At 65.0% G+C, this 11,655-nt stretch carries 11 protein-coding genes; 7 read left to right on the plus strand and 4 right to left on the minus strand.

All coding sequences use genetic code 11. The annotated features are described in order from the left end of the window. Positions 1 to 91 precede the first annotated feature (91 nt). A complete protein-coding gene (locus AAFP05_RS07530; protein WP_341729244.1) occupies positions 92 to 490 on the minus strand; it encodes a YchJ family metal-binding protein in 399 nt (132 codons plus the stop codon). Positions 491 to 706: 216 nt separating this feature from the next. Between AAFP05_RS07530 and AAFP05_RS07535 the strand changes: the two genes are divergently transcribed. Then, positions 707 to 1,528 carry a sulfurtransferase gene (locus AAFP05_RS07535; protein ID WP_341729245.1) on the plus strand — a complete coding sequence of 274 codons (822 nt, stop codon included), beginning with the start codon at positions 707 to 709 and terminating at the stop codon, positions 1,526 to 1,528. Between the two features lie 88 nt (positions 1,529 to 1,616). Then, positions 1,617 to 3,671, plus strand: coding sequence for a Na+/H+ antiporter (locus tag AAFP05_RS07540; RefSeq protein ID WP_341729246.1), 2,055 nt, complete (start codon positions 1,617 to 1,619; stop codon positions 3,669 to 3,671). A gap of 23 nt (positions 3,672 to 3,694) precedes the next feature. Here the strand turns inward: AAFP05_RS07540 and AAFP05_RS07545 are convergent, their stop codons facing one another. Then, positions 3,695 to 4,657, minus strand: a complete 963-nt coding sequence (locus AAFP05_RS07545; protein WP_341729247.1) for a serine hydrolase — start codon at positions 4,655 to 4,657, stop codon at positions 3,695 to 3,697. 131 nt (positions 4,658 to 4,788) lie between these two features. On the opposite strand from AAFP05_RS07545, the gene AAFP05_RS07550 reads away from it, so the two are divergent. After that, positions 4,789 to 5,376 (plus strand): class I SAM-dependent methyltransferase, encoded by a 588-nt coding sequence (locus tag AAFP05_RS07550; RefSeq protein WP_341729248.1) that lies wholly within the window; start codon positions 4,789 to 4,791, stop codon positions 5,374 to 5,376. A 6-nt stretch (positions 5,377 to 5,382) separates the two neighbouring features. Here the strand turns inward: AAFP05_RS07550 and AAFP05_RS07555 are convergent, their stop codons facing one another. After that, a complete protein-coding gene (locus AAFP05_RS07555; RefSeq protein WP_341729249.1) occupies positions 5,383 to 6,351 on the minus strand; it encodes a D-glycerate dehydrogenase in 969 nt (322 codons plus the stop codon). A 146-nt stretch (positions 6,352 to 6,497) separates the two neighbouring features. On the opposite strand from AAFP05_RS07555, the gene AAFP05_RS07560 reads away from it, so the two are divergent. From AAFP05_RS07560 to AAFP05_RS07570, 3 genes are all read left to right on the plus strand, one after another. Then, positions 6,498 to 8,048: a Re/Si-specific NAD(P)(+) transhydrogenase subunit alpha gene (locus AAFP05_RS07560; RefSeq protein ID WP_341729250.1), complete on the plus strand. Its 1,551-nt coding sequence runs from the start codon at positions 6,498 to 6,500 to the stop codon at positions 8,046 to 8,048. Positions 8,049 to 8,054: 6 nt separating this feature from the next. Beyond that, positions 8,055 to 9,536: an NAD(P)(+) transhydrogenase (Re/Si-specific) subunit beta gene (locus AAFP05_RS07565; protein WP_341729251.1), complete on the plus strand. Its 1,482-nt coding sequence runs from the start codon at positions 8,055 to 8,057 to the stop codon at positions 9,534 to 9,536. 233 nt (positions 9,537 to 9,769) lie between these two features. After that, positions 9,770 to 10,279 (plus strand): flavin reductase, encoded by a 510-nt coding sequence (locus AAFP05_RS07570; RefSeq protein WP_341729252.1) that lies wholly within the window; start codon positions 9,770 to 9,772, stop codon positions 10,277 to 10,279. A gap of 24 nt (positions 10,280 to 10,303) precedes the next feature. Here AAFP05_RS07570 and AAFP05_RS07575 read toward each other — a convergent pair whose 3' ends face one another. Next, entirely contained in the window at positions 10,304 to 10,867 is a 564-nt protein-coding gene (locus tag AAFP05_RS07575; protein ID WP_341729253.1) for a histidine phosphatase family protein, read from the minus strand. 251 nt (positions 10,868 to 11,118) lie between these two features. Between AAFP05_RS07575 and AAFP05_RS07580 the strand changes: the two genes are divergently transcribed. Continuing rightward, positions 11,119 to 11,613, plus strand: a complete 495-nt coding sequence (locus AAFP05_RS07580; protein WP_341729254.1) for a DNA starvation/stationary phase protection protein — start codon at positions 11,119 to 11,121, stop codon at positions 11,611 to 11,613. Positions 11,614 to 11,655: the final 42 nt, after the last annotated feature.

Genomic DNA, 11,655 nt, shown 5'->3' on the forward strand with positions numbered 1-11,655 from the left:
TAAGTACATGCGATTTGAGCCGAACCACCCTGCTAAATCGATTCAGCGTGCCTTCGGGCGCTAAATCGCATGTAGTTGGTCACGCTGTGCCTCAGCGCAGCTGGATTCCGTGTAGATACAGCCACGATCCTTCCACCTTCTCGAAGCGCGAACGCTCGTGAAGCTGCCCGCGGCCGTCGGGCGAGCGATGATAGGCGACGAATTCGACCAGGCCGTCGTCGTCGAAGGGGCCGCCGCGCGCGGCCAGCACATCGAGCCGGTACCAGTTGAGATCGGGATCCAGGTCGAGGGTGCGTGGCCGGGTCGACGGATGCCAGGTGCGGCGCAGATAGTCGGCGTCGCCCACGGCGAAGGCGGAGAACCGGGACCTCATCAAAGCCTCGGGAGTGGGGGCGTTGAGCCCGTCGTCCAGCCATCGTCCGCAGCAGGCGCCCCAGGCGGCCCCCGAGCAGCAGGGGCAGCGGTGATCTGATCCGGGCCGGGCTCTCATGAATGGCTGTCTACACCTTTCCCGCGGTCCTTGCCAGTGGTCGGGCCTTTAGCACACCGAATCCGTGGCAACGAACACGGCAACGGGGGGCAGAAACCGGCGCGCTCAACCGGGCAGACGTGGGAAACTAGCTTGGTTGGGCAACGAAGGGCAGGCGTCAGTGATGACTCACCACCATGACTTCTCCGGTCAGGCTGACACCACCGGAGCAAAGCGATGATACCGGCGGTCGTCAGCCCCGGTTGGTTGCAGGCACATCCCGAAGCCCACGTGGCGGACGTCAGGTGGTCGCTCGGTGGCCCGCCGGGATTCGAGGCCTATCGCGAAGGGCATATCCCGGGGGCGGTCTTCATCGATCTGGACGCCGAACTCGCCGCTGCGCCGAGCACCGAAGGCGGGCGTCATCCGCTTCCCGATCCGGCCGAGTTCGCCGAGGCGATGGGCCGCGCGGGCATCGGTGACGGTTCGATCGTGGTGGCCTACGATGCTGCCGGTGGTTTCTCGGCCGGTCGTCTGGTCTGGATGCTGCGCAGCCTCGGTGTCGAGGCCGCGTTGCTCGATGGCGGTCTTGCCGCTTGGCCCGGCCCACTCGCCACCGAGATTCCCGATCCCGATCCCGCGACCTTCAGCCTGCGCGAGTGGGGCCCCGCCCAGATCGCCACCATGGACGAGGCAGTTGCCGGCCCTCTGGTGATCGACGCTCGCGCCGCCGAACGCTACGACGGTTCCACCGAACCTACCGGCGTCGCCGCGGGGCACATCCCCGGTGCTTTGAGCGCGCCGTTGAGCGACAATCTGGACGCCGACGGATCTTTCCGCACCCCGGACGAGCTGCGCGAACGCTATGAGGCCCTCGGCGTCAAGGATGCCTCGCGCGCGATCGTCTACTGCGGCTCGGGAGTGACCGCTTGCCATGACCTGCTGGCGATGGAATACGCAGGCCTGGGCCGGGGACGACTCTTCGTCGGATCGTGGTCGGCGTACGCCCCCTCCGGGCGTCCGATCGCCACCGGCGCCCACCCGGGGAAGCGAAAGTAGTTTTCATGCCGATCCTGCCGCACGACGACCGCGGCGGGCGAGGCAAAGGCGCCGCAGCGATTCGGCGTCCGAACAGATAGGAGGCGGCATGGAGACGTTCGACCTGGTTTTGATGGTGCTCGCCGTGGTGCTGCTCTCCGCAGTCCTGGACCAGCTGCTCACCCGGCTGGCATTGCCGCTGGTGCAGATCATGATCGGCGCACTGCTCGCGGCCGTGGTGGGCGAGCCGCTGCACATCACGACCAGTCCCGAGCTCTTCCTCGTCCTATTCATCGCGCCGCTGCTCTTCGACGAATCACGCAAGATCAACAAGCAACTCTTCGTCCGCAACCTGGGCGGCATTCTCTCGCTGGCCATCGGCCTGGTGATCGTCTCCGCGCTGGCGGTCGGGTTCATCACCAACTGGCTTGCCCCGACCATTCCGCTGGCCGGCGCGTTCGCGCTGGGCGCGATGCTCGGTCCCACCGATGCTGCCGCCGTCACCGCACTGTCGCGAAGCCTGCAACTCAACACGCGGCAGAAGTCGCTGCTCTCGGGCGAGGCGCTGATCAACGATGCGTCCGGCATCGTCTCCTTCCAGTTCGCGGTCGCCGCATTGACCACCGGCGCATTCAGCCTGGCCCAGGCGACCGGCTCGTTCGCGCTCTCATTCTTCGGGGGGTTGGGCACCGGTGCCGTGCTCGGCCTGCTGGCCGTGGTGATCCTGCGCTCGGTGCGCGCGATCGGTCTTGAAAGCACGGTCTTCCACGTCGTCTTCGAGGTGCTGACACCGTTCATCATCTTCTTGGTGACCGAGGAGATCCACGCGTCGGGCATTCTCGGCGTGGTCGCAGCCGGCCTGGTCATGACACTCTTCCCGCAGCTGCGTTCCAGCTATCAGGCTCGTGTGAAGCTGGTCTCGTCCAGCGTCTGGGAGGTGCTGACCTTCGTCATCAACGGCGTCGTCTTCGTGCTGCTCGGCGTGCAGCTGCCCTACGCGATCGAGCATTCGTGGGAGGATGCGACGAATCCGATCAGCCTGGTGGGGATGATCCTCGCGATCACCTTCATCTCGGTCGCGATGCGATTCGGATGGATGCTGGCGATGGAGATCAGCCACCAGAAGAAGATGCGCAAGAAGAAGGGCAACGGCCCTGTCGGCAAGGTGCTGACGCGACAGATGCTGCGCGATGCCTCGGTCACCACTTTCGCCGGGCCCAAAGGCGCGGTCACCTTGTCGATCTCGTTCACGCTGCCGGCAATGGTCAATGGGGAGTTGTTCGCGCAGCGTGATGAGCTGATCTTCTTGGCGTCGGGCGTCATCCTGCTGACCCTGCTGCTGGCGAACTTCGTCGTCCCGTTGCTTGCGCCCAAGGCCGAGGACAACGCGGACGAACAGCAGCAGCTGGTCCGGGTTCACGTGGATATCCTCAACAAGGTCGTCCGCAGCCTGCGCGAGCAGTCCACCGCCACGACCGCGCTGCCCGTCTCGATCGTGGTCAATGAATACCGGATGCAGATCCGCGAGCTCGCCGAGGACGACGAACGCACCCCTGCCCTGCAGCAGTTGCGCACCGAGGTGATCGCCGACCAGGAGATCTATCTTCAGGAGATGAAGGACGCGGAGACGATCGATCCGGAGACTGCCCGGATCTGTTCGGTGATCCTGCGCCGGAATCTGACATTGGCCACCACCGGTAAGTTCCGCGGCACCTTCGGCGCGCTGCTGCGCAGCCAGGCCCAGCAGTTGATGGGCCGCACCCAGCGATCCAGGGAGGCGATTGAAAGCGCCCGCCGTTCGGGCAAGACCCGCGATGCGCAGATCTTGCTTGAGGTGCGGGCTGTCCAGTTCCTCGGCGAGTTGGCCGACTGCGACGAGTCCGAGCGGGCCGAGGCTGCGTCCAGGCTGAAGGCCGAACACGAGGTGCTCTTGCGGATGTACCGCAGGCAGCGCCAGATGACCGGGGACGCGCAGGGCAGACCGACGGGCGACCGTCCTCAGCTATGGGACTCGGTCCGCGCGGTCGAGGAGGAGGGTTTCCGTCTTGAACTCGGGTTCATCCAGGAAAAGTATGAGGCCGGCGACCTCACCCGTGCGCAGGCGACCAGGCTGAGGGACAATGTCTACCTGCTGCAGTTGAACTCCGCGGAATCGGGGCACTGAGGTGCTGCAGGTGGTGGCAGCTATCAGCCGAACAGCGCTCCGCTGACCAGCCGGGCCACCGCCTCGACGGTATCGCGCCCGGCCTCGTCGGACGGATTGCCGGTGCTGAGCACCACCAGCGAGTACGTCTGGGTAGTGCCCTCGATGTACCCGATCGAGTTGTTCGTCCAGGTCGCCTCGGACTGGGCGTCGTCAGACTCGAACCGGTCCCGGTGACGGCCGGTCGCGGCGTCGTCGAAGACCGGGTCGTCAAGCCAGCCGTTCTTCAAAGCGACGGACGCTCCGCTGGGTGCCCCCGAGCTGACTCCCCAGATCTGCTCGGGATCGATGTTCCGCATCAATTCCAGCAGGTAGTCGCGGTCATCCACCGAGAGCAGCCCGTCGGTGGCGAGGGCGTCGATGAGCCGTAGCTGATCGTCCGCCGTGGTCGAGGTGAGACCCCACGATTCGTCGCTGTCGGGAATCGTCGCGCGCATGCCGGCAGCGGCGAGGAACGGTCGCAGGCCTTGTGAGCCACCGATCAGCTGCCAGAGTTCCTCTTGCGCGTCATTGTCCGAGCTCGTGATCGCGGCGGCAGCCAGCTCCTGCTCGTCGGGGGTGAGCTGTCGGGAGGGATCCTGCTCGATCTGCCAGAGCAGGGCGGCGACGGTCGCCACCTTGATGATGCTCGCGGTCTCGAAGTCCGCGCCGCGATTGCGGAAGCAGCTGAGCCCGGAGCGATAATCGTGCACCGCGAAGCCAACCGCATCGGTGGTGGCAGCGGCGAATAGCGCTTCGTCGGCCAAGAGTCGATCGGCGCCGTCCGCAGCGTCCTGGTTCGCAGGCGGGAATTCGCAGCTGAGCGAGCCCGACGACACTCTCATCGAGTCGGTCGTTCCGTCCGGATCCAGGATCGCGGAGGTGGTTATGCGGACCTCGGGGTTGCCGGTGCAGCCGCTTAGCAGCAAGGCTGCCAAGCCGGCCGTCGCCAACTGGTGGATCCTCATAGTTTGCCCTCCGAGTAGCGAACTTTAACCGCTGAACCTGTCACCAGGACACAGCGATCACGCCGGCGGTTGCAGGATCCGCCGGGCTAAGGTGAACGCGTCAGTTCAGGCTCGCCGCGAGGGGTACGCCCATGCCAAAGAATCACCCATTCGCCGACCGCTGGAACCACAATTCTCAGCAGTACCCGCGCGTCGCGGAGCTGATCGCGGATCAGCAGCTCGTCCTGGATGTCGGTTGCGGCGAGGGGACGCTGGCCCGTTATCTGGCCGGCCAGGGCCATCAGGTGGTGGGCATCGATCCCGATTCCAGCGTGCTGCCCGACGACTCAGAGAACACGCATTTCATGATCGGGGACGCCACCGGCCTGCCGTTCGCCGACGACTCGTTCGGCGCGGTGGTGAGTGTGATGGTCCTGCATCAGACGAAGCTCGAGCTGGCTCTGGTGGAGATGCGCCGGGTGCTGCGTCCGGGTGGCGTGCTGGTGAACGTCGGATACGCGCGCAACAAGGGGGTCGGCGAGACCCTGGTATCGATTGCCGACATCCCCGGCAATCTCGTCGGACGCGTCGGCACAACCCGATGGGAGCCGCCGACGATCAAAATGGACGCGCTGCTCGGCTGGACCGAGACCCGCGACGCGATCGAGTCGATCCTGCCCGGCGCCAGCTGGGAACGGGTCGGCGGCTGGCGCTATCTGTCGGTCTGGCAGCGTCCCTGATCACATTCAAAACCCCGGCACTGGTGTAACCGCAGGCTTGCCTTCGAGCACCGCCACGACGTTCGCCACGGCGAGCCCTGTCATCTTGGTGCGGGTCTCCGCGGTCGCCGAACCCAGATGGGGAAGCAGCACGACGTTTTCCATCTCAAGGAGGTCTGCGTCGATCTCGGGCTCGTGTTCGTAGACGTCCAGGCCGGCACCGGCGAGGTGGCCCGATTTCAGGGCCTCGGCCAGCGCCTTCTCGTCGATGCAGGCGCCGCGCGCCGTGTTGATGACATACGCGCCCTGCTTCATCGCGGCCAGCCGCTCTGCGTTGAGGATATGGCGGGTCTCGGGCGTCAGCGGGCAGTGCAGGCTGATGACATCGCTGGTGGCGATCAGTTCGTCCAGGGGCAGGCCGACGGCCGCCAGTTCGTCGCGGGCCGCAGACTTCATCGGATGCTCAGCGGCGTAGGCGATCTGCATTCCGAATGCCTTACAACGCCGGGCCATCGCGGTGCCGATCTGCCCGGCGCCGATCAGGCCGATCGTCATGGACTGGATGGCTCGACCCAGCATGAAGGTGGTGCGGTAGCGCCACGGCGTGCCCGCCCTGACAAGGCGTTCGGCCTGGCCGAACCGGCGGGTCGTCATGAGCAGCAGGCCGAAGGCGGTGTCCGCGGTCGATTCGAAGAGGACGCCAGGTGTGGCGGTCACGACGATCCCGCGCCGCTTGCACGTTTCGAGGTCGATGTTGTTGAAGCCCGCTGCGATGTTGGCGACCACCTTCAGCTGGCGCCCGGCAGCGTCCAGGAGTTCGTCGTCCACCCCGTCGGTGAGCACGCTCAGCACCGCGTCTGCGCCGCGCACCTGGTTGAGCAGCTCCGCGCGCGTGGGCGGCTGCTCGCCGGCCCAGCTCACGATCTCGTGGCCTGCCGCTCGAAGCCCGTCCAGTCCTGCCTCGGGAACAGCGTCGGTGATGCATACCTTGGCCATAGATCTCATCTCCTTGAATGTCTGCTTCAGCCTGAATGCCTGTCTCGGTTCGTGAGGCGGGAGGTGTCGATCCGCCGGTCGTTCAAATCTAGTACCCGCAAAGCCCCGGCGTCGGGCTCCAGATCGGGCCCGCTAAGCTGACCGCCATGCAGATAGGCATTCCGCGTGAATCGCTGCCCGGTGAGAACCGGGTCGCTGCAACACCAACGACGGTGCCGCAGCTAATCAAATTGGGTTACTCAGTAGTGGTGGAGGCACGCGCCGGTCAACGCGCGTCGTTCCCCGACTCGGCATACGAGGCGGCCGGGGCGACCATCGGGTCCAACGCCGACGTGTGGTCGTCCGACGTCGTGCTGGCGGTCAATGAACCGAGTGTTGACGAACTCAATGCCATGCGGATGGGTGCGGTACTGATCACCTTCCTCAATCCACGGCAGAATTCCGCGCTGGTCCAGGCCCTCCAAGCCCATGGTGTGACCGGTATGTCGATGGACATGGTGCCGCGTATCTCCCGCGCCCAGTCGATGGACGCATTGAGTTCGATGGCCAATATCTCCGGCTATCGTGCGGTGGTCGAAGCCTCCTACGAGTTCGGACGCACCTTCGGCGGCCAGGTGACCGCCGCAGGCAAGGTTGCCCCGGCGAAGGTCTTCGTGATCGGCACCGGTGTGGCGGGTCTGGCCGCACTCGGTGCGGCGAATTCGCGTGGTGCCGAGGTCTATGCGACAGATGTTCGTCCCGAAACCGCCGAGCAGGTCGAATCGATGGGCGCGACCTTCTTGAAGGTGCGTTCCGCAGCGGCCGATCAGGGTGTGAGTTCGGACGGCTACGCCAAGGAGACCTCGGACGACTTCAACGTCCGTGCCGCCGAGCTCTACATGGAGCAGGCCAAGAAGGTCGACATCCTCATCACGACCGCCGCGATCCCCGGTCGTCCCTCACCCAAGCTGATCACCGCCGAGATGGTGGCCGCGATGAAGCCCGGCAGCATCATCGTCGACCTGGCCGCGCTGGGTGGTGGCAACTGCGAGTTGACAAAGCCCGGTGAGAAGTTCGTCACTGCCAACGGTGTCACGATCATCGGATACACCGACCTGGCGAGCCGGCTACCCGGCCTGGCCAGTCAGCTTTACGGCACCAACCTGGTGAACCTGTTGAAGCTGGCCACGCCTCAGTCCGATGGGCAGATCCTCATCGACTTCGACGACGAAGTGCTGCGCAATATGACGGTCGCCCGCGCCGGTGAGGTCACCTTCCCGCCGCCGCCGATCCAGGTCTCTGCCGCACCGAAGCCTGTACCGGAGAAGGCGGAGCTGCCCAGCGGCGTGAGTGCGGAACCCAAGGCTCCCCGACCCTGGTGGGTGAGCTTCTCCCTGGTGGCGGTGCTGGCGGTCGCCGCCATCGCGTTGCTGACCATCGCGCCCTCGTCGTTCGTCCGGCTCTTCGGGATCTTCGCGCTTGCCCTGGTGGTGGGCTACTACGTGGTCTGGAATGTGACATCGGCGCTGCACACGCCGCTGATGAGCGTGACCAATGCGGTCTCGGGCATCATCCTGGTTGGCGCCATCAGCCAGCTCGGCAATGAGAGCCTGGCGATCAAGATCATCGCGACCCTGGCTGTGCTGATTGCCAGTATCAACGTTTTCGGTGGGTTCACAGTGACCCAGCGGATGCTCACGATGTTCCGGAAGGGCTGATCGGCGATGCTAGCCAATTTCGTTCAGGCGACGTACATCGTCGCAGGGGTGCTCTTCATCCTCGCGCTGGCCGGTCTGTCGACGTTTCAGACCTCCAAGCGAGGCAACGCCTTCGGCATTCTCGGCATGGTGCTTGCTGTCGGTGCAACCATCGTGGCGGTCTGGGCACCCGCGTCGTGGCGCGGCGATGACTGGGCCGATCAGATGCCCAGCTTCGTCGGCGGCGGTGGCGTACTCCCGCTGGTTCTGCTGATCGTCGCGATGCTGATCGGCGCGGTGATCGGCTTGTTCAAGGCGACCCGGGTCGAGATGACGGGCATGCCGCAGCTGATCGCGCAATTGCACTCGTTCGTCGGTCTGGCGGCGGTCTTGATCGGCATGAATGTCTTCGTCGAGGTCCACCGCGAGCTGGCCGCCGGCCACCTGGTTCCCGATGTCGGCTTCCACCTGGCCGAGATCTGGATCGGTGTCTTCATCGGTGCGGTGACCTTCACCGGCTCGATCGTCGCGTGGGGCAAGCTGGCCGAGAAGATCTCATCGAAGCCCCTCACGCTGCCCGGCCGTAACCTGATCAACCTCGCCAGCATCGTTGGCATCATCGCTTGTGGCATCTGGTTCCAAGGATCGCAGTCGTGGCTGCCGCTGATCCTGCTGACGCTGCTCAGCCTCTTCCTCGGCTTCCATCTGGTGGCGGCCATCGGCGGCGCGGACATGCCGGTGGTCATCTCGATGCTGAACAGCTACTCCGGCTTCGCGGCGGCATTCAGTGGCTTCGCGCTGGGCATGAATGTGCTGATCATCACCGGTGCGCTGGTCGGCGCCTCCGGCGCGATCCTGAGCTTCATCATGTGCAGGGCCATGAACCGTTCGTTCATCTCGGTGATCCTCGGCGGCTTCGGTACCACCGCCGCCGTCCAGGGCGACGGGCCTGCCGGCGAGATCCAGGAGGTCAAGGCGGACGAGTTGGCGAGCTGGCTGGCCGACGCGAGATCGGTGATGATCACTCCCGGTTACGGCATGGCCGTGGCCCAGGCCCAGTACCCGGTCGCCGAACTCACCAAGCGGCTCACCGAGGCCGGTGTCGAGGTGCGGTTCGCGATTCACCCGGTCGCCGGACGCCTGCCCGGTCACATGAACGTGCTGCTCGCCGAGGCCCGCGTGCCCTATGACATCGTCTTCGAGATGGACGAGGTGAACGACGAGTTCGACGAGACAGATGTCGTCTTGGTGATCGGCGCGAATGACACCGTCAACCCGACCGCGATGGAGCCGGGCACCCCGATCTCGGGTATGCCGGTGCTGCACGTCTGGGAGGCCAAGAAGGTCATCGTCTTCAAGCGCTCAATGAAGCCCGGCTATGCCGGGGTCGAGAACCCGCTCTTCTTCCTCGACAATACCTATATGCTCTTCGGCGACGCGAAGGCCTCGGTGGACGCGATCAACACCGCGCTGCCCGCGGCGGAAGCTCGGCCAGCGATCGGAGCATAGCGGCTGCTGGTCGGTAGCCCTCTTCGTCCAGCGGCTGTCGAAAATCACGGCGGCTGCTGGTCGGTACACCTCTTCGTCCAGCGGCTGTCGAAAATCACGGCGGCTGCCGAATGTTCGCTAGCTGCTGTGATTGGCGGTAGCTGCTGCTGCGAGGCCCGGGCATTTCGGTAGCCGCTGGAGATTTCGGCAGCTGATGTGGTGGGGATGGGGATCGGTTCAGACAGACTGGACTCATGTCGATCCACAGCACGCACCCGTTCCTTCCTCCGCCGGAGCAACGGGATCCGGCCAGGCGTCTGCGGAGCCTGCTGCCCGCACCGGTGAGCATCTGGACGAGCGGTTCCGGAACGCAGCGCGAGGGCTGGACGATCTCGTCCATGCTGGTCGCCAACGGCGATCCGGCTGAACTGGTCGCGCTGGTCGACCAGGACTGCGACTGGTGGGAGGTCTTCCGCGAGACCCTCCTCGCCACTGTCAACGTGCTGGGGCCCGGCCAGGGCTTGATCTCCGATGTCTTCGCGCGCGTGGCCCCATCGCCGGGCGGCCCTTTCCGTACCGGGGAGTGGGACGATTCCGGGCATGGACCGCGGCTCGTGGGGGCGGCCGCCTGGGCCGGGGTCAGCCTGCTCACCCAGAACCCGGAGCATTCCGGCTGGGGCCTACTCGTCCGCGCCAAGGTCGAGTGGATCGAGATCGCCGAGGGCAGCCAAGCCCTGGAGCATCGCAAGGGTCATTACCTTTGACCCCGACCGGACTCGGCGTTGCTGTCAGCTGTTCCAGCGCAGCATCGCCCAGGACTCCTTCTCCCGGCCCAGGATGGAAAGACTCGCTGTCTCGACGGGGAACGCCTGACCGAAGATCAATGGGAAATCCATCCAGCACAGCGCCAGCACTCGCGACGCGTGGCCGTGGCCAAAGCAGATGGCTTTGTCAACCCCGGATGAACGGACCAGACGGACGACCCGGGTGAGGCGCTGGCGTACTTCGTCCGCAGTCTCTCCGCCCGGAACGCCATTGAACCACAGCCGCCAACCCGGGTGGTGTTCGGCCCGGATCTCGGCCGATGTCTTGCCCTCGTACTCGCCGTAGTTCCATTCCTGAAGGTCATCGGTGACCACATAGTTGCTGAAGCCGGCCAACTCGGCAGTCCGCCGGGCTCGCAGTCTGGGACTGGACAGTACCAACCCGAACTCGCTCGGGTCGAGCCGGGGCCGCAGCGCCCGCGCCTGCTCTTCGCCCTCGGGGGTCAGATCAAGGTCGGTAAAGGAAGTGTGCTGACCGGATTTACTCCACTCGGTCTGTCCGTGCCGGACGAGGTACAGCAGTGTCATGACGTCAATTTAGCCCGATTTAGGGTTGGTGTGCGGACTGGGGTTGTGAAGGGCAGATCGTCCTGGAGTCCCACCTCTATGACCGGTGGAGGTAAGCCTTGCCTTAACCGACCGGGCGGCGATTTCGGAATATCCACCACGCCGACCCGGTTCTACTGCACGTGAGGGCGCGGAGCCCTGGGGCTTGCAGCATGAAGCGCGAGCGCAGCGGCAACCGCGACTTTCGAAGACAACGTTAGGAGAGAAGGATCATGACCGTTTCTGCTACTCAGGCTCCAATTAACACGTTCCAGGCATCGAAGGAACTCGCCACCAATCTGCAGGCCGTCCTCGTTGATTTGATCGCGCTCGACCTCGTCGGCAAGCAGGCACACTGGAACATCGTCGGCCCGAACTTCCGCGATCTGCACCTGAACCTGGACGAGTTGGTGCATGAGGCGCGCGAGGGCTCGGACGAGATCGCGGAGCGGATGCGTGCCTTGAACGCATCTCCTGATGGCCGTCCCTCTGTCGTCGCCGCGCTGACCACCTTGCCGGAGTTCCCGCAGGGCGAGATCAGCACCCATGACGCGATCCGCGAGATTGTGAAGGCTATCGCCGCCGCCGTCGGCACCATCCGCAGGGTTCATGACCAGGTGGATCATGAGGACCCCACCACCTCGGACATCCTGCACAAGTACATTGATGACCTCGAGAAGCAGTCCTGGTTCATCGGTGCGGAACTGCGCGAGCCGTCGGTCCGCTGACCCGAATACTGCACTCGAAGCGATAACGCAGGCAAGCTCGCA

Origin of the sequence: Brooklawnia sp. (assembly GCF_032229645.1) — a bacterium.
In the GTDB taxonomy this organism is placed as follows: Bacteria; Actinomycetota; Actinomycetes; order Propionibacteriales; family Propionibacteriaceae; genus Brooklawnia.